The sequence below is a fragment of the Methylobacterium oryzae genome (genome assembly GCF_036441375.1).
GTDB classification, from domain to species: Bacteria; Pseudomonadota; Alphaproteobacteria; order Rhizobiales; family Beijerinckiaceae; genus Methylobacterium; species Methylobacterium oryzae_A.
The window spans coordinates 87,240-110,047 of record NZ_MLCA01000007.1; the positions used below are offsets into that span (position 1 = coordinate 87,240).

Genomic DNA, 22,808 nt, shown 5'->3' on the forward strand with positions numbered 1-22,808 from the left:
CGCGATCGGGGCGGTCCCAGGTCTCGGACGCGCCGGATGCGCCCGGCCGATCGTCTCGCCGACGGCCCCGCGCCCCTGAACCCAGCCGCCCGGACGAGACCGCTCGGGACCGCGCCGCGGCGCGGATCCCCTGCCCCGCGCCGGCCCCGCACCCCGCCCTCCGTTTCGCCACGACATCAGGCCCGACCATGCGCTCCACCCGCCGATCCCTCCTGGCCGCCAGCGTCGCCCTGGCCTGCCTCGGCGCGCTCGCGCCGCGCGAGGCCCGGGCCGACGAGCCGAAGGAGGTCCGCCTGGACTGGGCGACCTACAACCCGGTCGGCCTGCTCCTGAAGGAGAAGGGCTTCCTCGAGGAGGCGCTGGCGCCGCGGGGCATCAAGGTCCGCTGGGTCCAGTCGCTCGGCTCGAACAAGGCGCTCGAGTTCCTGAACGCCGGCGCCATCGATTTCGGGTCGGCGGCCGGCGCCGCGGCCCTGGTGGCGCGCATCAACGGCAACCCGATCAAGGCCATCTACGCCTATTCGCGCCCCGAATGGACGGCCCTCGTCACCCGCAAGGACAGCGGCATCACCAAGCCCGCCGACCTGAAGGGCAAGCGCGTCGCGGTCACCCGGGGCACCGACCCGCACATCTTCCTGATCCGGGCGCTCCAGGGCGCCGGCCTCACCGAGCGCGACGCCAAGCTCGTGCTGCTGCAGCACGCGGACGGGCGGACCGCCCTCGACCGCGGCGACGTCGATGCCTGGGCCGGCCTCGACCCGATGATGGCGGCGGCCGAGATCGAGAACGGCGACGTGCTGGTCTACCGCGACGCCGCGGCGAACACCTGGGGTCTGCTCGACGTCCGGGAAGACTTCGCGACGGCTCATCCCGACCTCGTCCGGACGGTGATCGCCGCCTACGAGCGGGCGCGGACCTACGCGCTCGCCAACCCGCAGGCGCTCGCGGCCTCCCTGGTCGCGGCCACCAAGCTGCCCGAGCCGGTGATCGCCCGCCAGCTCGAGCGGACCGACCTGTCCCAGCCGGCGATCGGCCCGGCCCAGGCGCAGTCGATCAAGGCGGCCGGCGCCGCCCTGCAGCAGGCCGGGATCATCCCGGCGGGCACCGACGTGGCCGCCGCCGTCGACGGCCTGCTCGACACGCGCTTCAATCCCGTCGCCGGACAGTGAGCGGCCGCGTGCGGCTGCTGCGGCGGGGCGGTCGCGCCGGCCTGGGGCTCCTGCTGCCGCTCGTCCTGGCGATCGGCTGGGAGATCGCGGTCGCGCGCGGCGCGGCCTCCGGCCGGCTGCTCCCGCCGCCGAGCCGGATCGGCGCGACCCTCTGGGCACTCGCCGCGTCGGGCGATCTCTGGATGCATGTCGAGGCGACCCTCGTGCGGGTCGGCCTCGGCTTCCTGTGCGGCGCGGCGGCCGGGATCGTGACCGGCGCCCTCGTCGCCACGCTCCCGCTGCTGCGCTGGCTCGTCGATCCGAGCCTGCAGGCGCTGCGCGCCGTCCCGTCGCTGGCCTGGGTGCCGCTCTTCATCCTGTGGTTCGGCATCCTGGAGACGCCGAAGGTGCTGCTGATCGCCGTGGGCGTGTTCTTCCCGGTCTATGTCGGCGTCTCGGGCGCGATCGCCTCGGTGGACCGCAAGCTGGTCGAGGTCGGGCGGATCTTCCGGCTGTCCCGACTCGCGCTCGCCCGCCGGATCCTGCTGCCGGCCGTGCTGCCGGCGACCCTCGTGGGCCTTCGCACGGGTCTCGGCCTCGGCTTCCTGTTTGTCGTGGCGGCGGAGCTGATGGGAGCCTCCGAGGGTCTCGGCTACCTGCTGGTGGACGGCCAGCAGTTCAGCAAGCCGGATCAGATCGTGGCGGCGATCATCGCCTTCGCCCTCGTCGGAAAGGCGGCCGATATGGCCCTGGTCACCCTGACACGGCCCCTGACCCGGTGGCAGGATACCGTGCGGGACAGCCTGTGACCGCGGCCTCCCGCCGGACGCGCGCCGCGGGACCGGGCCGCGTCCCGCGCCCCGAACCCCGCGCGGTCCCCGCGCCGCGCCGCCGCGAGAGACGCCCGTGCTGACCGTCGACGACCTCTCCAAGACCTACGCCGACGGCACGCAGGCCCTCTCGGGCATCAACCTGGCGGTGCGGCAGGGCGAGATCGTCGCGCTGATCGGCGGCTCGGGCTGCGGGAAGACGACCCTGCTTCGGCTGATCGCGGGGCTCGACCACGCGAGCGCGGGCGCCGTCGCGGTCGACGGCGAGACGATCCGCGCACCCCATCCGAGCGTGGGCGTCGTCTTCCAGGAGCCGCGGCTGCTGCCCTGGCTCGACGTGGCCGGCAATGTCGGCTTCGGCCTCGCCGGCCTGCCCCGGTCCAAGCGCCGCGACCGCGTGGCCCGCGCCCTGGAGCGCGTGGGGCTCGCCGAGCATTGCGGCCGGTGGCCGCGCGAGCTCTCCGGCGGCCAGCAGCAGCGGGTGGCCATCGCCCGCGCCTTCGTGGCGCGGCCGCGGGTGCTGCTCCTCGACGAGCCGTTCTCCGCCCTCGACGCCTTCACCCGGAAGGGGTTGCACGACCAGCTCCTCGATCTCTGGGCGGAGTCGAAGCCGACGATCGTGATCGTCACGCACGATGTCGGCGAGGCCGTCACCCTGGCCGACCGGGTCGTGGTGATGCGCCCGCGGCCCGGGCGCCTCGACGAGACCGTCCCGGTCGGGCTCGCCCGGCCGCGCGAGCCGGTGGCGGCGACCTACGAGGAGGCCGTGCGCCGCGTGCTGGCCGCCCTCGACCACTCCCTGCGCCCGGCGACGAGCAGCCGGCCGGCCGCCCCCGAGACCCGCGCGAGCTGGTGGTAGGGCCGCCCTCCGCCCGCGGCGCGGGGCCGGACCGGCGCGGCCTCAGGACCCGATCGCGGCCAGCTCCCGCTCCGCGGGATCCGCGCGCCGGAACCGGGCGTATCGCAGCGCCATCACCGGCAGGATCAGCAGGTTCAGCACGGTCGAGGTGACGAGGCCGCCGAGGATCACCAGGGCCATCGGGCCCTCGATCTCGCGGCCGGGCTCCCCGGCGCCGAGCGCCAGCGGCAGCAGGCCGAGGCCCGTGACCAGGGAGGTCATCAGGATCGGCACCATCCGGTCCGCGGCGCCCTCCGCCGCCGTGTCGGCGTCCCAGGGTCGCCCGTCCCGGGTCACCATCTGCTCGTAATGGGCGATCATCATCACGCTGTTGCGCAACGAGATGCCCGAGAGGGTCACGAAGCCGACGATCGAGCCCAGCGACAGCACCCCGCCGGTGAGCGCCGCGGCGGCGACGCCGCCCACGAAGGCGAAGGGCAGGTTGACGAGGACGAGGAGCAGGTTCGCCGCGGAGCCGGTGACGATCGCCAGGAGCACCACGATGCCGAAGCCGGCCATCCCGGCATGGACCAGCAGGTCGCGGCGGGCGGCCGCCTGCGCCTCCGCGGCGCCCGAGAAGGTCACGTAGACGCCCTCCGGCAGCCGCACCTCGCGGGCGATCTTGCGCTTGGCCGCCGCCACGAAACCCGCCACGTCCCGGTCCGCGACGTTGGCCGTCACCGCCTGCACCCGCTGCGCGCCGAGGTGCTGGACCTGATAGCGTCCGGCGCTCTCGTAGACGTCGGCGACCTGCGACAGGCGGACGTAGCGCCCGCCGGGCGTCCGCAGCGGCAGGTCGCCCACCGCGCTGAGGCGATCCCGAACCCGCTCGTCGAGGATCACCAGCACGTTGAACACGGCGTTGCCGCGATAGGTCTGGCCGACCGTGTCGCCCTGGTAGGCGGTGCGCACCGCCTCCAGCACCTCCACGGGGTCGAGCCCCCAGTGCCGCAGGTCCACCGGGCGCAGCGCCACCGTGACCTGCGGCAGTCCGGCCGGCGAGGCCTGCTGGACATCCCGGGCACCCTTCACCTCCGAGAGCTCCTGCGCGACCGAGCGGGCCGCGGCCTCGATCCGGTCGAGGTCGCTGCCGATCACGTTGACCACGACCGGCGCGGTGAAGCCCGAGACCGTCTCCTCGATGCGCTCGGTGAGGAAGGTCTTGAGCGAGAACGCAGCCCCCGGGAAGCCGGCGATCAGCTGCCGGATGCCGTCCTCGACCCGGCGCTGGGCGGCGCCGTCGAGGCCGGGCTCGAGGTCGATGTGGATCTCGCTGTAGTGCGGCCCGGCGGTATCCTCGGCGGCCTCGGCGCGCCCGATCTGCGCCGCCACGGCGCGCACCCCGGGGATCTCCTTCAGGTCTCCGGTGATCAGCGTCCCGAGCCGCTGCGATTCCTGCAGGGAGGTGCCGGGGATGGCCACCATGTGCAGGATCATGTGCCCCTCCTTCAGGTCCGGGAGGAACACCGCGCCGAGGGTCGGCAGGATGGCGGCCCCCGCGAGCGTGACCAGCAGGGCGCCCGCCATGGCGATGCGCGGCACCCGCCCGATCCCGGCGAGCAGCCGCAGGTAGGCGGCGCGGCTCCAGCGCACGACGGGCGGGTCGGGCGGCGCGGCGCCGTCATCCCGCGCCATCCGGCCCCCGAGGAGGAGGAGCGCCAGGGCCGGCGTGACCGTGAGCGCCACGAGGAGCGAGGCGACGACGGCCGCGATGTAGGCGAGCGCCAGCGGCCCGAACAGGCGGCCGGCGACGCCGGTCAGCGCCAGGACCGGCAGGAACATCAGGATCACCGCGAGCGTCGCGTAAGCGACCGAGGTCCGCACCTCCAGCATCGCGGCCAGGACCACGCGGGGCACGCTGCGCCGTCCGTCCCGCGACTCCCGCAGGCGGCGCGCGACGTTCTCGACGCCGATGACCGCGTCGTCGACCACCTCGCCGATGGCCAGGGCCAGGCCGCCGAGCGTCATCGTGTTGAGGCTCTCGCCCCAGGCCTGGAGGGCGAGCGCGGCGGCGATCAGCGACAGCGGGATCGCCGTCGCGCTGATCAGCGCCGCACGCCAGTCCGCCAGGAAGACGAGGAGCACGATCACCACCAGCACGCCGCCCAGCGCCAGCGCCTGGATCACGTTGCCGGTGGCGACGTCCACGAAGTTCGCCGGCCGGAACAGGTCGGCCCGCAGGCTCACGCCGTCGCGCTTCAGGACCGGGCGCAGCTCGTCGAGGGCCCCCTCCAGGCGGGCGGTCACGGCGCGGGTGTCGACGCCCGCCTGGGCGCCGACCATCAGCAGCACGCCGGGCTTGCCGTCCACGAGCGCCGCGCTGATCGCCGGCTCGGGCGCGGCCGTGACGGTCGCCACGTCCGAGAGGACCACGCTCGCCCCGCCGTCGTTGTGGAGCACGATCTGCCCGAGCGCCTCCGGGGTGAGCGACTGCCCCTCGGTCCGGAGCAGGACGCGCTGGTTCGGCGTGTCGACGAAGCCGGCGCCGCGCACGCCGGTCCCCTTGCGGGCGGCCGCCAGGACGTCGTTCAGGCCGATCTGGAAGCGGATCAGGTCGTCGGGGCGGACCTGGACCTGCAGGGCGCGCACGCCGCCCCCGTAGATCGAGACCTGGGCGATGCCGGGCACGCCCTGGAGCCGCCGACGCACGGTCCATTCCGCGACGTGGCGCAGGTCCATGGCGTCGCGGGTCTCGGAGGTGAGCCCGACGAGGAGCACGGTCAGCGTCGAGGAGGTCAGCGGGGTCATGGCGGGCGCCGCCACGCCGTCCGGCATGCGGCCGGCGAGCGCCGCCAGACGCTCGTTGACCCGCTGGCGGACCCGGTCGACGTCGCTGCCGGGCCGGAACGCGGCGGTGATCACCGACAGGCCCTGGATCGAGGTGGAGCGCAGAGTCTCCAGGCCCGGAAGGCCGCCGACCGCCACCTCCACGGGCTGCGTGACCAGCACCTCGACCTGCTCCGAATCGAGGCCCGGCGCCTCGGTCTGGATCGTGACGGTCGGCGGCGCGAATTCCGGGAACACGTCGTAGCGGGCGCCCGTGAGGGCGTAGAGCCCGAAGACCAGGATCGCGCAGGCGAGAGCCAGGACCACCCGCGGCAGCCGGACGGCGAAGCCGACGAGGGCCGCCTGCGGACCGCCGCGGCCGGCGGCAGCGGGCGGCTCAGTCATCGTCGTCGCCCACGACGCGGATGCGGCTCTTCATCTCCTCCGAGAGGAGGGCCTGGGCACCCCGAAGCACGATCTCGCTGCCGTCCGGCAGATCCTCGACCACGAAGGCGTCGGCCGACATCGGCGCGTCCGGCCGGACCGGGTGGCGCACGAAGGCGCCGTCGCCGGTCCCGCGATACACCCAGGTTCCGCCCTCGCCGTGGACGACGGCGTCCTCGGGCACGAGCACGCCCTTCACCGCGCGCGGTGCCGGCAGGAAGGCCATCGTGCTGGTCCCGGGCAGGAGGCCGCTGTCGCCAGAGACGAGATAGAAGAAGCTCTGCCCCTGGATCCGCGGATCGGTCCGCGTCGCCGGCGAGACAAGCCGCAGGGCGACCCGCTCGCTCTGCGGCGGCACCTCGGCGAAAGCGGCCTGCGGCGCCTCCGGCAGGGTCTCCCCCGGCGGCAAGGTCACCTGCATGAGCAGGTCACTCCGCTCGATCAGGCGCGTCACCAGCGGCGATCGGTCGATGATGGCCTTGCCGAGCACCGGCCCCCATTCCTGGCGCGCCGTCGCCGCGAGGGTGCGCAGCTGCGATTCCGCCACCGTGACCGACGCCTGATCGGTCAGGAGCGTGCCCTCGGCGGTCTCGATCTGCGCCACCGCCACCACGCCCGCGCCGAGATTCCGCGCCCGGCGGGCCGCGCTGGCGGAGACCTCGACGCGGGCGCGGGCCGTCTGGAGCCCCGCCACGGCGCCCGCGTAGCTGTTGGTCAGCTCGGTGATGCGGGCGAGGTCGAGGACGCTGCCGTAGGCGGTCAATTCCTGCCGGTGGAGCACGGCCGGCCGCGCCTCGGCGACGAGACCGATCCGGGCGCGCTCGGCCGCCGTCAGCCGAACCAGCGTCCGGCCGTCCTCGACCGCGGTTCGCGGTGCCGGAAGCTGCGCCGGCGTCGACGGACCGTCCCGCCGCTCGGGGATCAGCGCGGCGACGCGCGCCCGCACCTCGGCGATGAGCGGGCCGGCATCGGCCCGCAGGCGCTCGCCCGTCGGCGTGACAGCGAGGCCGGCCGCCGCGAGCAGGATCCCTCCGATGAGCAGCAGCGCCCGGCGACCACCCACGTCGCGATCCTCCCCCTCGCCCGATTGCCGAATCTACCCGGTTTCGGTGCCAAATACATCCGAACACGGCGGACTCAAACCGTCACGCTCGGTTCCGGCTGTGGGCTAAACCCTGCGGGCGGGCGGGAACGCGGAAGCCCGCCTCGACGGGTCGAGGCGGGCTTCCGGCATGCTGGGACGGGTCGGTTGGGATCAGCAGTCGTCGCCGGAGACCGGAGCCGTCTGCCGATCGGCGGCCGCCTTGTTCATGGCGCCGACCGTGCCGGGGGAAGCCGGCTGCTGGCCGCCAGCCAGGTTCGCGGCGGCCGGGTCAGTCGACTTCGACTTGGATCCGGCGTCGGTCTGCGCCTGACGATCGGCCGTCTGCGTGGCGCCAGCATTGTTCATGGCGCCGACCGTGCCGGGCGAAGCCGGCTGATTGCCGCCAGCGAGGTTCTTGCTCGACTTGTCGACGTCGGAGCTCTTGGGGTTCGAAGCCTGCTGATCGGGAGTCTTCGACTTCGTGGTTCCGGTGTTGCACGGGGCCGCGAAGGCGGGACCGGCAGCGAGGGCCAGAAGCGCGAACGCGCCAGCCAGACGAGAGACCTTCATGAACGCTCCTCCAGGTATTAACGAACTCCCAATTGCCTAATCGCCCCATGAGTTCCGACGCGATTACCTAGATCTTCGATATGGCTCATCGCGATCCCGGCCTCACGCCGTGTGCGACGGGAGCCGATCCCATGGGGACGGACGATCCGCGAAGGGGCCTGGCGCGTCCGCCGTGCCGGCCGCGGCGTTCGGGTGCGCCCACGGCCTCGCCGGGGCCGACGGCGCGGGAGCGCGCCGCGGAGGGGTCATCCGGACACGCCTCCGGGACGGGCCGCTACCTCGTTTGGTCGAGTTCTGAGTCCGGAATGCCCGGGATAGCGTCGAGTCGCGAAGGGGCGTGTCCGCGGCAGCCTCGAACGGTGTCCGATCCGCAGGGCGGAGGGGACACCGCCTCAACCGGGGCGTCTGAGATCGAGCGATGGCGTTTCCACGAGACTTGGCGAGCCTTGGACCGGGCCCTGCGAGCGGCCTCGCCTGGTCCCCGCTCGGGCCGTACGGGACGGATCAGCGCTGGGCCGGCGCAGGCAGTTCGGGCGAAGGCGCGGCCGACGCCATGCCGCGGCTCGGCCTGGCCGCCGTCGCGTGGATCATCCTGTTCCTCTTCGCCCCGGTGGTCGGCGAGCAGATCAAGCTGCCGGGTGTCGACAAGGCCGTCTGGATCGGCAGCGACCTGATCGCCTTCGCGTTCCTGGTCCTGCGCCGCGACCTCGCCGCCACCCTGTTCGGCAGCCGGCTGCTGCTGCTCAGCTGGCCGCTCCTCGCGATCGCGTCCGCCCTCTGGTCCCTCACGCCCGGCCTCTCGGCCTATCACGGGCTCCAGCTGCTCGCGACGATCGTCGCCGGCATCACCCTGCGAACGACGATGGGCCTGTCCCGGCTGGTCAGGATCGTCTTCCTGGGCCTCCTGCTGGGGCAGACTTTGTCGGCCGTTCTCACGGTGGCGGCGCCCAGCCTGACGCGCGGGACGGACGGCAACTGGGCCGGGATCTACTCCCACAAGAACGTCCTCGGATCCCTGGCGAGCCTCCAGCTCCTCTGCGCCGCCTGCCTGTTCCTGCAGGGCTGGAACCGTCTTCTGACCTTGGGCGGCTTCTGTCTGGCGCTGGTGCTGCTCGTGGCGACGCACTCGGCCACGGCCCTGGTGGCGGCCGCCGCGGGGCTGATGCCGCTCGTCGCGATCTTCGCGTGGCGCCAGGGCAAGCACGTGACGGGGTTCTGTCTGGGCATCGCCATCGCCCTGGCCGGGATCGGGATCCTCGTGATCGCCGCGCGCGGGGCCGACATCTCGGCGAGCCTGCTGTCGGATCTCGGCAAGGACACGACGCTGACGGGCCGCACGATCCTCTGGCAGTTCGGCCTCGAGCAGTTCTGGCGGGAGCCGCTCATCGGCATCGGGTACAAGGCCTACTGGGAGAGCCCGCTCACCACGGCCGCCTACCTGCATTTCGTCACGAAGCAGAAGCTCTGGTTCTTCCACAACAACTTCATCGATGCCGCCGTCGCGTTCGGGATCGTGGGCGTCGTCCTTTTCACGGCCGCGCTGCTCGACACGGCGCGCCGCGTCATCGCTCATTTCGCGCGCTCATCCGGATACATGGAGGCTTGGCCGATCCTGTTCATCAGCCAGCTGTTCGTCCTCGTCTGTTTCGAGTGTCCGCTCCTCGTCAATCACGGCCTCCACCAACTCCTGCTCGCCGCGCTCCTGCCGGTGGTTCGGTCGCCGAATGCCGGTGAGGACCGCCCGGGTCACCGGCGGCTGACGATCTAGGCCCGGACCGCGTCCGGCGGCCGCGGCGGAGCTGGAGAGAAGACGCGTCCACGCGATTCGACCGCGCCCGCCGCGTCGGCCGGCGCCCTGCAGAGGCGAAGACGATGTACTGCTTCGGAATCTCCCTGACCCGGTTCCGGGAACGGCATGCCTACATTTCCAAACACCTCGCCGCCGCCTGGGGCCCGGATTTCGAGGTCACCGGCTTCGAAGGCGCGGTCCCGGATCCGGACGCCCCGCCCCAGCCGCATCTGACGAGGGGACAGATCGGCTGCGCGATGTCCCACATGGCCGCCTACGAGCGGCTGATCGCGCTGGATCTGCCCTACGCGCTCATCGTCGAGGATGACGCCGTCCTGCCGCCGCAGATCCACGAGATCGTCGCCGGCATCGAGACCAGCCTTCTGCCCGGCGACGTCGTCCTGCTGTTCAACTGGCCGAAGGAGATCGCGGTTCTCAGCACCGTCGGTGCCGTCGCCATCGGCGCCCATCGGCTGTGCCTGCCCATGGACATGAGCGGCCTGGGCTCGACCGCGGCCTACGTGATCACGCGGGAGGCGGCCGAGCGGATCCTGCAGATCAACCGCCCGGTCGCGGTGACGTCGGACAATTGGAAATACTTCTTCGATCACGGTGCGGTGACGCGGGGGCGCGTGCTCTCCCCGAACGCGATCACCCTGAAGCCGTTCGAGTCGACCATCTTCGCGTCCGGATCGAGGATCGCCGCCTTTCTGAAGAGCAGCGCCGTCTTCAAGCCGCTGCTCGCCGCCAGGCGCAAGATGTTGACCGAGCGGGTCTCGGCCAACATGACCTTCGTCGACGAGATCTCGCCCTTCGCCGCGCAGGGGCCCCGGTAGCGCAGCCCCACGCGGTCCCCGCGCGTCCGCGGACCGTGGGCGCACTGACCGAAAGGTGTAGGGGGCCTCGCCCTCTTTGCAGGCCCGCCCTCTCCCGCGCAATGCCAAGCTTGCCCGGCGGCACACGGGGACCGGCGCGATGAGGCCCCTCGGTCTCCTGTGACCGCGAGGATTCGAGGTCGCCGCTTCGCGCAGCGGCGACCGCATGAGCGCGGCGGAAGGCAGACGATGAGTGGATCGCTCCCGATCACCAGCCCGGACAAGTCGTTCGACTCGGCCCTGAGACGCCTCGTCCGGCCCGTGTCGGACCGGGCGCGCTTCTACCTGATCCTGTTCGCGCAGATCGGCAGCCTGCTGGTCCTGCTGAAGATCTCGCACGGCGTCACGGCGGTCAACAACTACTACGGCGTGGCGCTTCCCGTGGCGCTGGCTCTCGCGATGACGCGGGTGCGCTTCGCCGCCGCCGATCTCGCCTCGGTCCGGCTGCTGCAGATGATCGGCGCGATCGCGGGTGGGTACGCGCTGATCCACTATCCGCTCTTCCCGATCGTCCTCCCGGGCGCCAAGGCGACCGTCGCCGTGGGCGCCATCGCGGTGCTCTGGGTCGCGGCCGTGGCCGGGGGTGTGCTCTGCCTGCGCTGGCCCTCGCTCGCCCTGATCAGCGCCACCTATCTGGTCTGGAGCAAGCAGGCGGTCATCCGCGTGACCGGCCTCTGGCACGGACACATCATCGACGTGCTGCCGCTCGCGGAGGTGAGCTTCTGCCTGGTCGCGGGCCTCTTGGTGGCCCACATGGCCGCGCGGATCCGCGACTGGCCCGGCCTGAGCCCCGCCGCGCAGGCGGATGTCGCGGCGGCCAGCACGATGTTCTCGAAGGTGCTGATCGCGGCGGCGATCAGCATCCACCTCGGCAACTACTATTCGTCATTCCTCGCCAAGGTCACCCTCGACGAGGGCCCGTTCTCCTGGCTGCTCAACAACGATCCCGGCAAGCTGTTCATCGTCGGCCTCGACAACAACCACGTCCCCTACGCGGGCTGGCCCGTCCTGGTCGCGGCGATGCGGGCGATCCTGAGTCATTCGAGTGCGCTGACCAACACCCTCATCCTGCTCGGTCAGGGTGTCGCCCTGGTGGGCATCCTCATGCCGCGGCGCGGGCTGCTCCTCCTGCTGCTCGGCTTCGACGTGATGCATCTGTCGATCATCGTGCTCATGGGGGCCAATTTCGCCCCCTGGATCATGCTGAACCTCGCCATCGCGGCCGTCGTCGTCAGCCGGCACTACGAGCGCCCCCCGGTCTCGATCGGGATCCTGTCGGTGCTGTTCATCCTGACCGGCAACACCTTCATGACCCAGGCCTGGCTCGGCTGGTACGACACCGCGGCCAACAACAAGATGTATTTCGAGGCGATCGACCGCAACGGTCAGCGGCACTACGTGCCGACCAACTTCTTCACCTTCTACTCCTACCCGTTCGCCCACATGGCCTACGGCGCGCCCGACGCGGCGCACGCCTTCGCGCTCGACAACCCGAACGGCGGGACGCAAGTCTTCCGCAAGGTCTTGGCCTCGAAGACCTGCGACGTGGCCGTCCTGACAGCGCCGGACGGCATGGGCCAGGAATACTCGAAGGCTGAGATCGATGGGCCGGCGATGGACGCCTACATCCGGGGCTACCACCGCCTCGTGAGCACGATCCGGGACAGGACGGGCCTGTTCCCCTACGCGCTCTACCCGCACCACTTCTTCGTGCCGCTCCAGTACGCCGCTGGCTTCGACACCGTCGCCATGGCCGACATCGTCGCCTACGTGTACCGGCGCGAATCCGTCTGCTTCAGCGTTCAGGACGGCGTCACCGTCCGCCGCGTGGTCTCCGAGGCCGAGCACAGGATCGATCTGACCCCATGACCAACCCCTCGACCGAGGCCGCGTTGACGGTGGTCTACGACGGCGAATGCCCGTTCTGCTCCAACTACGTGCACCTCATGGCCCTGCGCCGGTCGGTGGGCACCGTCGCCCTGGTGGACGCCCGGAGCGGCGGCCCCCTGGTCGACGAGATCGCCCGGCGCGGGTACGACCTCAACGAGGGCATGGTCGTGCGGCACGGGCCGGACCTGTACTACGGCGCGGACGCGCTGGTCCTGCTGTCACGCCTCAGCGCCGACCGGGGCGTGGCCAGTCGGCTCCTCGCGCGGCTCCTGCGCAGCCCCGGTCGCGCGCGGCTCCTCTACCCGGCGATGAAGCTCGGACGGCGCGTCACGCTGCTGATACTCGGTCGGAGACTCATCGCGCCGCCCGGCGGCGTGTCGACCCGCTGAGCGCCCCGCTCTCGGTCCGCCGTACGGGCCGCGCTCCGGCAGGCCCGCCGGAGCGTCCGGGCCTCAGGCGCGGACGGGCGATCGCGTCAGCAGCGTCCGCGCGGTGTGCCACCCGAAGGCCAGGACGCCACTCAGATTGGCGGTCACGATGGCGCGCCACGTCAGGCCGAGGCGCGCATCGAAGCACGGTCCCCCGACGAGTTCACGCGCGGCGTGGCGGGCGGACCAGTACAGGTGCTTGATCAGCCACGGGCTCCGGCCGATGTGCTTGGCGTAGAGCGCGCCGTTGCCGAACTGGTAGTTCCAGTGCAGTCGGTCGATCGTGCGCGGATCGCGGCGCCCGTGGAAATGCTTGACGCTCATGTCGGGCACGTACTCGACGGCCATGCCGGCCGCCCAGCCGCGGTAGATGAAGTCCGTATCCTCGGCCGCGCGGAAGGCCGCCCCGGGGCCGAACGCCGCGTCGAACCCGCCGATCCGCTCGATGACGGCACTGCTGCAGGTCATGTTGCAACCGTGGACGAAGCCTCCGGGATGGACAGGGTGGATCAGCCGGCTGGCACGGGCCTCGGTCTTCGTGGTGAAGTCGATGTCCTGCAAGGATCCCAGTTCGACCCGGCCACCGCGAATGACGCTTTCCGTGTCGCCGGCATAGTGCGCCATCAGATCCCGCAGATAAGGGACCGACACGACGCAATCGTCGTCGATGAACGCGATGACGTCGCCGGATGAACGCGCGATCGCGGCGTTTCGAGACCCGGCGACGCCGGGACGCGACTGCGCGAGGAGCAGAACATCAAATCGATCGGACGAGACGGATGCCGACCAGCGCTTCAACGCCGTGTCGGTGCCATCGCGCGAGCCGTTATCGACGACGATGATCTCGGCCTCAGCTTCCGGCGCGGCTCCGATAGCGCGCACCACCGAATCGAGCGTCTCCAGCAGGGACGCGACGCGATCGCGTGTACATACGATAATGCTGATTTTCATTTGGCATTATTCCATAAATACTGCCAGAATTTGGATATTTTAAAACAAACTCCAGACAAGATAAAGTAAGAACGGTGCGCTCCACAGATCCGTGCGCCGTAGGGACGGCTACGCCTTTCGGATGCGGAACCAAATGTCCTGCAGATGCGGCGTTGCGAAATTCGCCGCTCCCGATGCATCGCGATCGCCGTTCCGACCGGTGGAGCGGCTATAGGAGGATCCAGATCCGCGGCCTTGTCCGACGCAGATCTGTCGCATTCATTCTCTTCCAGAGATCGAACCCAACATTAAGTTCGAAAACTTTACCGAGCCGTCAGGAAAACCCAAAAATATCCCTTCCGCGCGCAGCGCCGAAGACCGCTCCGGATGGAACGTCGACTAGGAATTCAGATCGATCGGAGGCGTCGTTCGGTGCCGCGCCAGATCTTCGGGGCGGTGCCGTGAAACACCCGCGGCGCCCGGACTTGCGGCGCCGCGACGACACCTGGTTCGGCGGCATCGCGGGGCGCACGAGAGAACCGATAAATAACGAATATCGTCACGACCCAATCATTAGGCCGACAACTCCCGGTTAGTTCCATCGAATACATGGAGATGCACCATCTCATGGACGGGGCGCGGAAGGTTCCGGTCGCCGCTGCAGCGTCGGAGCCTCATGGCGGGCCGACCCGGCCTCGGCCATCGGGCGTGGGCCATGTCCTCCGATTGGCCAGCTGCCGCGGCCGATCAGGCACCGTTAAGCCGTCACGACCGATCGCGCTGTCCGCAGCCGGCGCCGCAATCCTCCCAGTCGCGTCCGAAGGATCCCATGGCAGAACTCCGAGAGGCGCCGGAAGCGATGGCGCCGCCCGCGTTCTCGAAGCGGCGGAGTCTGGCCTGGATGGGGTTGTGTCAGGGCGGGCTGTTCCTGGCACAGTTCGGCACCTCGCTGGCCCTCGCGCGCCTGCTGACGCCCCACGAGACCGGCATCTTCAGCCTCGCCGCCGCCATCGCGGGCCTGCTGTCCACGCTGCGCTCCTGCGGCCTGTCGAGCTACATCGTCCGGGCGGAGCGGGTGGACGCGGCCCTGCTGGCGAGCGTCTTCACGGTGAACCTGATGCTGTCGGGCGCGGCGGCGATCCTGATCCTGGCCTTCAGCGTGTTCGGCAGCGTCCTCCTCGGCGAGCCGGAGGTCCAGCGCGCCCTGGCCATCCTCGCCGTCGTGCCGCTGGTCGGCGCTCTGGAATTCCGCCCGGCCGCCATGATCGAGCGGCACGGCAATTTCCGCGGCGTCGCGCTGGTCAACATGCTGCGCGGCCTCGTCGCCAGCGGCGCGATGCTCGCGCTCGCCCTGCTGGGCTTCAGCTACATGAGCCAGGCCTACGGGCAGGCGGCGGGCGCCGTCGCGGCGGCGCTGGCGGCGAACGGCCTCGGCCTGCGCTACGTGTCGCTCCGGATGGGCCTCGCCGGCTGGCGCGAGATCCTCACCTACGGCGGCCGGCTCTTCGCCATCGCGGGAGTCGCGGGTCTCGCCGGGCGGATGGGCGACCTCGTCCTCGGACGGATGCTCGGTCTCAACGCTCTGGGCCTGTACTCCCGCGCGGCGAGCCTCAACACCCTGATGTGGGACCACCTCCACGTGGTGATCACGCGCATCACCTTCGTGGATCTCGCGAACCAGCAGCGGGACGGGCAATCCCTGCGCACGTGCTATCTCAACACGCTGGGGATGATCACCGTGCTGCTCTGGCCGGCCTTCGCGGGCGCGGCCGTCCTCGCCGGGCCGATCGTGCGGATCCTGCTCGGGCCGGGCTGGGACGGCGCGGCCCTGCCCTTCTGCCTGCTGTCGCTGGCCGCGATCGTACTGACCTCGCTCAGCATGACCTGGGAGGTGTTCCTGATCCGGGACCAGACCGCCCTGCAGGCCCGGTTCGAGTTCCTGCGCCACGGCGCCGGCCTCGTGATGTTCAGCATCGGCTGCCTGTTCGGCCTCGGCGGCGCGGGCGCGGCCCGGATCGGCGAGGCGTTCCTGGCCGTCGGCCTCTACCGGCCGCATCTCGAGCGGATGACCGACACGTTCCGGCGCGACTACGCCCCGATCTACCTTCACGCCGCCGTCCTGACCGGCATCGCGGTCGCGCCCGCCATCCTGGTCATGTCGGCCTGGGGCTGGTCGGCCGAAACGCCGCAGCCGAGCCTCGCGGCCGCGATCGCCGCCGGGATCGCGGGCTGGGCCTGCGGCCTCCGGTACCTGGAGCACCCGCTCGTGGCGGAGGCGCGCCTGCTGCTCGCGCACATGCGGCCCGCCCGCCCGGCCACGACCGTGTCGGACCTGTAGCGGCGGGCCGCGGGGGTGCTGGCGCCGGGTCGTCGAGCGCGGACGGGACCAGCCGCACGCTTGCGCTTCCGCGCGCCGGGGCGCGATATGACCGCGCACGGGGGCGGAGCGGGACGATCGCGGGATGGCGGATTTCCGCAGCTTGGAGGTGTTCTACTGGGTCGCGAAACTCTCGAGCTTTCGCCGCGCCAGTGAGAAGGTGAACACCACGCAGCCGGCGGTCTCCCAGCGCATCGCGGCCCTGGAGCACGAGTACGGGACTCTGTTCGAGCGCCGCAGCCGGGACGTCGCGCTGACGGAGCGTGGACGCCTGCTCCTCGGCTTCGCGGAGCGGTTCCTGGCGCTCCAGACCGAGATGAGCGCGGCCCTGCACGAGACCGGCCGGACGCGGGGCACGCTGCGGCTCGGCGTGTCCGAGACAATCGTCCATCTGTGGCTGTCGCGCTTCATCGAGCGCATGCGCGCCAGCCATCCCGGGATCGGCGTCGACATCACGGTCGACATCTCGCCGAACATGCAGGCCGCCCTCGTGGCCGACGAGATCGACCTCGCCTTCCTGGTCGGCCCGATCACCCTGCCGAGCTTCGCCAACCGGCCCCTGTTCAGCACGCCCGTCGCCTGGATCGCCGCGCCCGGTCTGCTGCCGGGCGACGAGCCCCTGAGCCTCGGCGCGCTGCTGCACCACCCGCTCATCACCTACCCGCGCAACACCAGCCCCTACGTCGAGCTGCGCGACCTCGTCCTGCAGGAGAACCTCCTGCCGAGCCAGATCCACACGAGCGCCTCCCTGGCCACCATCGTGAAGATGGGCGTCGAGGGCCTCGGGATCTGCGTGATCCCCCCGGCCGTGGTCGAGGCCGAACTGCGTGCCGGCACCCTGCGCGTCCTGCCGGCCGAGCCGCAGCTCTCGGACCTGACCTTCACGGCGATGCACACCAAGCGGCCGGCCCACCACTTCGTGGCGGACGCGGCCCGCCTCGCCCAGGACGTCGCCGAGACCTGGGCCGCCGAGACCTGGGCCGCCGGCCGATAAGTCCGGTTTATCGCGCGCCATTCGCAATCACGATTGGCCTGCTCCGCGGCGCGATGGGATCGTTGCCGCAGGAAATGAATCGCTGAAGCGATCGGGATCTCGCGGAATACGGACGGCCGACGCGGCCGCTCCGGCGCGCGACGACCAGCCAGGGAGATCAACGCGGTGAGCCAGCACGCGGGCGCCGACGGCGCGCCACCTGTCTTCGCCGACGCGGCGGACGCGCGGCGCGCGATCCGCGCGGGTCGGTTCCGGGGCCACACCTCGGGTCTCGTCCCCGCCCACGCGCAGGGCAACCTGATGATCCTGCCGCGGGCCATGGCGGAGGATTTCCACCGCTTCTGCCAGCAGAACCCGAAGCCCTGCCCGATCCTTGGCGTCTCGCGGCCCGGCGACCGCGCACTGCCGACGCTCGGGACCGATCTCGACCTCGCCACAGACGTCCCCGGCTACCGCGTCTACGAGGGCGGCGCGCTCGTGGCGGAACTGCCCGACCTGACCGGCGTGTGGCGGGACGACCTCGTCACCTTCGTCCTCGGCTGCTCCTTCTCGTTCGAGGCCGGCCTGATCGAGGCGGGCATCCCGCTCCGGCACGTCGCCCTCGGCCGCAACGTCGCGATGTACCGGACCTCCATCGCCACCCAGCCGTCGGGCCCGTTCCACGGCCCGCTCGTCGTCTCCATGCGGCCGATGAAGGCGGCGGACGCCATCAAGGCCGTGCAGGTGACGGCCCGGATGCCGGCGGTCCACGGGGCGCCGATCCATCTCGGAGATCCGGGCCTGATCGGCATCCGCGACCTCGCGCGACCGGATTTCGGCGACCCCGTGCCGATCGAGCCGGACGAGATCCCGGTCTTCTGGGCCTGCGGGGTCACCCCCCAGGCGGTGGCGATGGCGGCGCGGCTGCCGCTCTGCATCACCCACGCGCCCGGTCACATGCTGATCACCGACCTCCTCAACCGCGACCTGCCGTTCCTGTGACCATCCCGGCCGCGCGGCGGCCATTCCGCAAAGGAGTTGCGCCATGTGGGTGAGAGACACGAGTCCGGCGGAGCGCCGGGTCCTGGGCGCGGCCTTCGCGGGCTACGGCGTCGATGCGTTCGACTACATGGTCTACACGTTCCTGATCCCGACCCTGGTCGTGGTCTGGGGCCTGACCAAGGTCGAGGCCGGCAACATCGCCACCGCCGCGCTGGTGACATCGGCGATCGGCGGCTGGGCGGCCGGGATCCTCGCCGACCGCTACGGCCGGGTCGTCGTCCTGCAGGGCACCGTCGCGTGGTTCACCCTGTTCACGGTGCTCAGCGGCTTCACCCAGTCCTACGAGCAGCTGCTCGTGACCCGCGCACTGCAGGGCTTCGGCTTCGGCGGCGAGTGGTCGGTGGGCTCGGTGCTGATCGCCGAGACGATCCAGGCCCGCTACCGCGGCAAGGCGGTGGGGCTCGTCCAGTCGAGCTGGGCGGTCGGCTGGGCCTGCGCGGCGATCGCCTTCTGGGCCGTGTTCGCCCTGGCTGAGCCCGCCGTGGCGTGGCGGATCCTGTTCTGGCTCGGCGCCCTCCCCTCGGTGCTGATCTTCTGGATCCGCCGCAACATCGAGGATCCCGAGGTGTACCGGCAGACCCGCGCCGCCATGCGGGACGTCGGCGATACCGGCAGCTTCCTCGACATCTTCTCCCGGCCGCTGATCGGCCGGACCGTGCTGGCGAGCCTGCTGGCGACCGGCATGCAGGGTGGCTACTACGCGGTGACCACGTGGCTCCCGACCTACCTGAAGACCGAGCGCAACCTCTCGGTCCTGAACACCAGCGGCTACCTGCTGATGCTGATCTTCGGGTCGTTCGTCGGGTACCTGACCAGCGCGTGGCTCTCCGACCGCATCGGGCGTCGCCTGGGCTTCGTCCTGTTCGGCTTCTGCGCGGGTATCCTCGTCCTGGCCTACACGCTGATCCCGATCACCGACCCGGTGATGCTGGTCCTCGGCTTCCCCCTCGGCTTCTTCCTCTCGGGCGTCTTCTCCGGGATGGGCGCCTTCCTGAGCGAGCTGTTCCCGAGCCGGATCCGCGGCTCCGCGCAGGGCTTCTGCTACAATTTCGGCCGCGCCACCGGCGCGATCTGCCCGGCCGTGGTGGGCCACCTCAGCGGCTCGCTGACACTCGGCATCGCCATCGGCGTCGTGGCGGCGGGCGCCTATTGCCTCGTGATCGTCGCGGCGCTTCTCTTGCCGGAGACGGCGGGCCGCGCGCTCGATTCTTGCAGCGCGGATCCGGCGGAGCCGGAACCCGTTGCGGCCCTATGAGACCCGATCGGCACGCGGAGCGGCGGCGATGACCAGCGTGGACCTCAATTCCGACCTCGGCGAGGGCTACGGCGCCTACGCCTGCGGCGACGACGCGGCGATCCTCGGGATCGTCACCTCGGCCAACGTCGCCTGCGGCCTCCACGCCGGCGACCCCGAGATCATGGCCCGGACCTTCGCGCTGGCGAAGGAGCGCGGCGTCGCCGTCGGCGCCCATCCGGGCTTCCCGGACCTCTGGGGCTTCGGGCGGCGGCGGATGCCGTACAGCCCGGCCGAGATCGAGCGGCTCGTCGCCTACCAGATCGGCGCCGCCCAGGCGCTCGCCGCCTATGCCGGCCACCGCATCACCTACGTGAAGGCGCACGGGGCGCTGGCCAACGTCGCCGCCGAGGAGCGGCCGGTGGCCGACGCCATCGCCCGCGCGGTCCGCGCGGTGGACCGGGACCTCGCGCTCCTCGCCATCGCGCTGACCGCCCAGGTGCCGGCGGGCGAGGCCTGCGGCCTCGAGGTTCACCAGGAGATCTTCGCCGATCGCGGCTACACGCCGACCGGCCTCTTGATCCCCCGCAGCCAGCCCGGCGCGATGATCACCGATGCCGGCGAGGCGGCCGACCGCGTCCTGCGCATGGTCGAGGCGGGCGCGATCCTCACGGCCGACGGTCAAACGCTGCCGACGCCGATCCGCTCGATCTGCGTCCACGGCGATTCGGACCACGCCGTCGCCACGGCGCGGGCGGTGCGAACCCGGCTGGAGGGCGCGGGCGTCACGCTGGCGCCGTTCCGGCCGTGAGCGCGGCGCTGGACGAGCCCCGGCTCCTCGACGCGGGCGAGGCGGCCCTCGTGGTCGAGTTCGGCAGCACCGTCGACCCCGCGATCAGCGACCGGGTTCTGGCCCTCGACGACGCCCTCGGGGCGGACCCGCCGGAGGGGCTGCGGGAGCGCGTGCCGACCTACCGCTCCCTGATGCTGCACTACGACCCGCTGGTGCTCGACCGCGAGACGCTCGCCGAGCGGGTCCGGGCGCTGGTCGCCGGCGCGACCGCGCGCGCGGCGAGCCCGATACTCTGGACGCTGCCCTGCTGCTACGACGCCCCCCACGGGGAGGACGTCGCGCAGGTCGCCGAGCGGAGCGGCCTGAGCCCGGAGAATGTGGTGTCGACCCACGCGGCCACGACGTTCCGGGTCTACATGTACGGCTTCGCGCCGGGCTTCGCGTATCTCGGCGGCCTGCCGCAGCCCCTCGCGGTGCCCCGGCGGGCGAGCCCGCGGCCGCCGCACCCGCGCAACGCCATCATGATCGGCGGCGGCCTCGCCGCGGTGGCGACCGTGCCGATGCCGACCGGCTGGTACGTGATCGGCGCGACGCCGTCCCGCCTCTACGCGCCGGAGCGCGACCCGAGCTTCTTCGTCGGCGCCGGCGACCTGATCCGCTTCGAGCCCGTCGATGCCGCGACCTTCGACGCCCTCGTGGCCCGCGAGGCGGCGGGCGAGCCGGTGGCCCGGCGCGGCGAGGCGGGCTGATGCCCGCCCTCGTCATCGACTCCGCCGGACCGGGCGTCACCCTGCAGGACGGGGGCCGGCACGGCTACCTGCGCTACGGCATCACCGCCGCGGGTCCGATGGATCCGCTGATGCACGCCGCCGCCAACCGGGCGGCGTCCAGCCCCCTCGACGCCACCGCCGTCGAGATCTCCACCGGCGGCGTCACCGTCTCGGCGGAGGACGGCGCCGTCGGGATCGCCCTGCTCGCGCCGGGCTTCCGCGTCGCGCTGGACGGCGTGCCCCTGCCCGACACGGTCGCGCGGAGGGGCGGCCGATTCGCCTAGCCTACGCCCGCGACACCAGCGCCCGCGCGATCGAGACGCTCCCTGTCGTCCTGCGTGAGAGCACGACCGCACGCATCGTCGTCGTCGTCCACGCCTTCTACGTCGACGTGTTCGAAGACCTCCTCCCGCACCTCGTGCGGGCGATCCCACAGTTCGANCCCACACACGCTCGGGGCTCGGCGGCCTCGACGGGCGCGGCCTCGCCGCGGGCGACCGCCTCCCGGTCGCCGAGGGCCGGACCCCGGACGGGCCGCCGCAGCGGCTCGTCGCGCCCTGGCTCGACCGCGACGGCCGGGAGATCCGGGTCGTGCTGGGCCCGCAGGACGACTACTTCGCGCCCGACCAGATCGAGGCGTTCCTGGCCGGTCCCTGGACGGTCTCGCCGCGGGGCGACCGGATGGCCTGCTTCGTCGACGGCACCCCGCTGAGACACGCCAAGGGCCACGACATCGTCTCCGACGGCGTCGCCATGGGGGCGATCCAGGTGCCCGGCAACGGCCTGCCGATCATCCTCATGGCCGACCGGCAATCCACCGGCGGCTACCCGAAGATCGCCACGGTGATCGGCCCGGATCTCGGGCGGCTGGCGCAGGTCCGGGGCGGCGCGAGCCTGTCGTTCCGGCGCGTCTCGGTCGAGGAGGCGGTCGCGGCGCGCCGCGCCGAGCGCGATCTCCTGCGCGAGGCGGTCCCGCGCGAGCCGGTCATCCGCACGGATTTCGCGTCGGACTTCCTGCTCGGCCTCAACCTCGTCGGCGGCGTCACGGACGGCCGCGCCTGAGCGCGGAGCGGCTGCGCAGGGGCGAGCGAGCGTCTAGAGTGCGGGACCGGCCGAGTCCCCGGCCCGAACCCCGACACAGGAAAGCCCGCACGCATGGCCCACGCCGTTACCGCCCCGGGAACCCCGCCCGCCCGCAGCAACGAGCCCCTGAACGCCGACAGCGTGCGCCGCGCCCGGATCGACCTCGCCGCCTGCCTGCGCTGGGCCGCGCGCAACGGCCTGGAAGAGGGCATCTGCAACCACTTCTCGGCGGTGCTGCCGGAGCGGCCCGACCTGTTCCTGGTCAATCCCTACGGCCTCGCCTTCGCGGAGGTCACCGCGTCGAGCCTTCTCCTCTGCGACTTCCACGGCAACGTCGTCGAGGGCGACGGCCAGCCCGAGGCCACCGCCTTCCACATCCACGCCGAGCTGCACCGGCTGAAGCCCCGCGCGCGGGCCGCGTTCCACACCCACATGCCCTATTCCACGGCCCTGGCCATGCTGGAGGGCGAGCCCCTGATGTGGGCGGGCCAGACGGCGCTGCGCTTCTACGGCCGGATCGCCGTGGACGAGGATTACAACGGTCTCGCGCTCGATTCGTCAGAGGGCCGGCGGATCGCCGAGAGCGCCGGCGAGGCGGACGTCGTGTTCCTGAAGAACCACGGCGTGATGGTGCTGGGCGAGACGATCGCGGAGGCCTGGGACGACCTCTACTACCTGGAGCGCGCCGCGCAGGCGCAGGTCCTGGCCATGAGCACGGGGCGCGCGCTCAAGGCCGTGCCCGAGGCGATCGTGAAGCGCGTGGCGGCCCAGGAGGCGGCCGGGCGCGCCGAGAGCGCCCGCCTCCACCTGGAGAGCGTCAAGCGGGTTCTGGCCCGGGACGAGCCCGCCTTCCTGGCGTGAGCG

Annotated in this window: 18 protein-coding genes and 1 pseudogene; 15 read left to right on the forward strand and 4 right to left on the reverse strand. The window is 71.8% G+C overall.

The annotated features are described in order from the left end of the window. Positions 1–188: 188 nt before the first annotated feature. From MOTC310_RS14660 to MOTC310_RS14670, 3 genes are all read left to right on the forward strand, one after another. The gene (locus MOTC310_RS14660; RefSeq protein WP_331302307.1) at positions 189–1,169 is read left to right on the forward strand and encodes an aliphatic sulfonate ABC transporter substrate-binding protein; all 981 of its coding nucleotides are present in this window, start codon (positions 189–191) and stop codon (positions 1,167–1,169) included. A gap of 8 nt (positions 1,170–1,177) precedes the next feature. Then, positions 1,178–1,957 (forward strand): ABC transporter permease, encoded by a 780-nt coding sequence (locus tag MOTC310_RS14665; RefSeq protein WP_331302308.1) that lies wholly within the window; start codon positions 1,178–1,180, stop codon positions 1,955–1,957. Positions 1,958–2,054: 97 nt separating this feature from the next. Beyond that, positions 2,055–2,837 carry an ABC transporter ATP-binding protein gene (locus MOTC310_RS14670; RefSeq protein ID WP_331302309.1) on the forward strand — a complete coding sequence of 261 codons (783 nt, stop codon included), beginning with the start codon at positions 2,055–2,057 and terminating at the stop codon, positions 2,835–2,837. Between the two features lie 42 nt (positions 2,838–2,879). On the opposite strand, the gene MOTC310_RS14675 is transcribed toward MOTC310_RS14670, so the two are convergent. The 3 genes from MOTC310_RS14675 to MOTC310_RS14685 all read right to left on the reverse strand — a co-directional run bounded on the left by MOTC310_RS14675 (position 2,880) and on the right by MOTC310_RS14685 (position 7,740). Then, on the reverse strand, positions 2,880–6,047 hold the full coding sequence (locus MOTC310_RS14675; RefSeq protein WP_331302310.1) for an efflux RND transporter permease subunit: 3,168 nt from the start codon (positions 6,045–6,047) through the stop codon (positions 2,880–2,882). After that, a complete protein-coding gene (locus MOTC310_RS14680) occupies positions 6,040–7,149 on the reverse strand; it encodes an efflux RND transporter periplasmic adaptor subunit (RefSeq protein WP_331292692.1) in 1,110 nt (369 codons plus the stop codon). Before MOTC310_RS14680 ends, MOTC310_RS14675 begins: the two co-directional genes overlap by 8 nt. 192 nt (positions 7,150–7,341) lie before the next feature. Then, on the reverse strand, positions 7,342–7,740 hold the full coding sequence (locus tag MOTC310_RS14685; protein WP_331292691.1) for an exopolysaccharide production protein YjbE: 399 nt from the start codon (positions 7,738–7,740) through the stop codon (positions 7,342–7,344). Positions 7,741–8,158: 418 nt separating this feature from the next. Here MOTC310_RS14685 and MOTC310_RS14690 point away from each other — a divergent pair, with 418 nt between their 5' ends. The 4 genes from MOTC310_RS14690 (at position 8,159) to MOTC310_RS14705 (ending at position 12,683) form a co-directional block, all read left to right on the forward strand. Beyond that, positions 8,159–9,508: an O-antigen ligase family protein gene (locus tag MOTC310_RS14690; protein ID WP_331302311.1), complete on the forward strand. Its 1,350-nt coding sequence runs from the start codon at positions 8,159–8,161 to the stop codon at positions 9,506–9,508. 104 nt (positions 9,509–9,612) lie between these two features. After that, entirely contained in the window at positions 9,613–10,365 is a 753-nt protein-coding gene (locus MOTC310_RS14695) for a glycosyltransferase family 25 protein (RefSeq protein WP_331302312.1), read from the forward strand. A 228-nt stretch (positions 10,366–10,593) separates the two neighbouring features. Next, positions 10,594–12,273 (forward strand): hypothetical protein, encoded by a 1,680-nt coding sequence (locus MOTC310_RS14700; protein WP_331302313.1) that lies wholly within the window; start codon positions 10,594–10,596, stop codon positions 12,271–12,273. After that, positions 12,270–12,683: a DCC1-like thiol-disulfide oxidoreductase family protein gene (locus MOTC310_RS14705; RefSeq protein WP_331302314.1), complete on the forward strand. Its 414-nt coding sequence runs from the start codon at positions 12,270–12,272 to the stop codon at positions 12,681–12,683. The genes MOTC310_RS14700 and MOTC310_RS14705 overlap by 4 nt, the downstream gene beginning before the upstream one ends. 63 nt (positions 12,684–12,746) lie before the next feature. On the opposite strand, the gene MOTC310_RS14710 is transcribed toward MOTC310_RS14705, so the two are convergent. Next, a complete protein-coding gene (locus MOTC310_RS14710) occupies positions 12,747–13,673 on the reverse strand; it encodes a glycosyltransferase family 2 protein (RefSeq protein ID WP_331302315.1) in 927 nt (308 codons plus the stop codon). Positions 13,674–14,481: 808 nt separating this feature from the next. Here MOTC310_RS14710 and MOTC310_RS14715 point away from each other — a divergent pair. From MOTC310_RS14715 to MOTC310_RS14755, 8 genes and pseudogenes are all read left to right on the forward strand, one after another. Next, entirely contained in the window at positions 14,482–15,990 is a 1,509-nt protein-coding gene (locus MOTC310_RS14715) for an oligosaccharide flippase family protein (protein WP_331302316.1), read from the forward strand. Between the two features lie 124 nt (positions 15,991–16,114). Continuing rightward, positions 16,115–17,023, forward strand: coding sequence for a LysR family transcriptional regulator (locus MOTC310_RS14720; RefSeq protein ID WP_331302317.1), 909 nt, complete (start codon positions 16,115–16,117; stop codon positions 17,021–17,023). A 165-nt stretch (positions 17,024–17,188) separates the two neighbouring features. Beyond that, complete coding sequence (locus MOTC310_RS14725; RefSeq protein ID WP_100251878.1) at positions 17,189–18,004, forward strand: putative hydro-lyase; 816 nt, start codon at positions 17,189–17,191, stop codon at positions 18,002–18,004. Between the two features lie 43 nt (positions 18,005–18,047). Further along, on the forward strand, positions 18,048–19,319 hold the full coding sequence (locus tag MOTC310_RS14730) for an MFS transporter (protein WP_331302318.1): 1,272 nt from the start codon (positions 18,048–18,050) through the stop codon (positions 19,317–19,319). Positions 19,320–19,347: 28 nt separating this feature from the next. After that, entirely contained in the window at positions 19,348–20,109 is a 762-nt protein-coding gene (locus MOTC310_RS14735) for a 5-oxoprolinase subunit PxpA (RefSeq protein ID WP_331302319.1), read from the forward strand. Continuing rightward, positions 20,106–20,840: a 5-oxoprolinase subunit B family protein gene (locus MOTC310_RS14740; RefSeq protein WP_331302320.1), complete on the forward strand. Its 735-nt coding sequence runs from the start codon at positions 20,106–20,108 to the stop codon at positions 20,838–20,840. Before MOTC310_RS14735 ends, MOTC310_RS14740 begins: the two co-directional genes overlap by 4 nt. Continuing rightward, positions 20,840–21,923 (forward strand): annotated as a pseudogene (locus MOTC310_RS32805) (5-oxoprolinase subunit C family protein). The gene MOTC310_RS14740 and the pseudogene MOTC310_RS32805 overlap by 1 nt, the downstream one beginning before the upstream one ends. 93 nt (positions 21,924–22,016) lie before the next feature. Beyond that, entirely contained in the window at positions 22,017–22,805 is a 789-nt protein-coding gene (locus tag MOTC310_RS14755) for an aldolase (protein WP_056533208.1), read from the forward strand. The last annotated feature ends 3 nt before the right edge of the window (positions 22,806–22,808 follow it).

Excerpts from the sequence above, each read along its gene's own strand:
- MOTC310_RS14660 (WP_331302307.1), top strand. The coding sequence starts at position 189 with ATGCGCTCCACCCGCCGATCCCTCCTGGCCGCCAGCGTCGCCCTGGCC.
- MOTC310_RS14675 (WP_331302310.1), bottom strand. The coding sequence starts at position 6,047 with ATGACTGAGCCGCCCGCTGCCGCCGGCCGCGGCGGTCCGCAGGCGGCC.
- MOTC310_RS14685 (WP_331292691.1), bottom strand. The coding sequence starts at position 7,740 with ATGAAGGTCTCTCGTCTGGCTGGCGCGTTCGCGCTTCTGGCCCTCGCT.
- MOTC310_RS14690 (WP_331302311.1), top strand. The coding sequence starts at position 8,159 with ATGGCGTTTCCACGAGACTTGGCGAGCCTTGGACCGGGCCCTGCGAGC.
- MOTC310_RS14695 (WP_331302312.1), top strand. The coding sequence starts at position 9,613 with ATGTACTGCTTCGGAATCTCCCTGACCCGGTTCCGGGAACGGCATGCC.
- MOTC310_RS14700 (WP_331302313.1), top strand. The coding sequence starts at position 10,594 with ATGAGTGGATCGCTCCCGATCACCAGCCCGGACAAGTCGTTCGACTCG.
- MOTC310_RS14705 (WP_331302314.1), top strand. The coding sequence starts at position 12,270 with ATGACCAACCCCTCGACCGAGGCCGCGTTGACGGTGGTCTACGACGGC.
- MOTC310_RS14710 (WP_331302315.1), bottom strand. The coding sequence starts at position 13,673 with ATGAAAATCAGCATTATCGTATGTACACGCGATCGCGTCGCGTCCCTG.
- MOTC310_RS14715 (WP_331302316.1), top strand. The coding sequence starts at position 14,482 with ATGGCAGAACTCCGAGAGGCGCCGGAAGCGATGGCGCCGCCCGCGTTC.
- MOTC310_RS14720 (WP_331302317.1), top strand. The coding sequence starts at position 16,115 with ATGGCGGATTTCCGCAGCTTGGAGGTGTTCTACTGGGTCGCGAAACTC.
- MOTC310_RS14730 (WP_331302318.1), top strand. The coding sequence starts at position 18,048 with ATGTGGGTGAGAGACACGAGTCCGGCGGAGCGCCGGGTCCTGGGCGCG.
- MOTC310_RS14735 (WP_331302319.1), top strand. The coding sequence starts at position 19,348 with ATGACCAGCGTGGACCTCAATTCCGACCTCGGCGAGGGCTACGGCGCC.
- MOTC310_RS14755 (WP_056533208.1), top strand. The coding sequence starts at position 22,017 with ATGGCCCACGCCGTTACCGCCCCGGGAACCCCGCCCGCCCGCAGCAAC.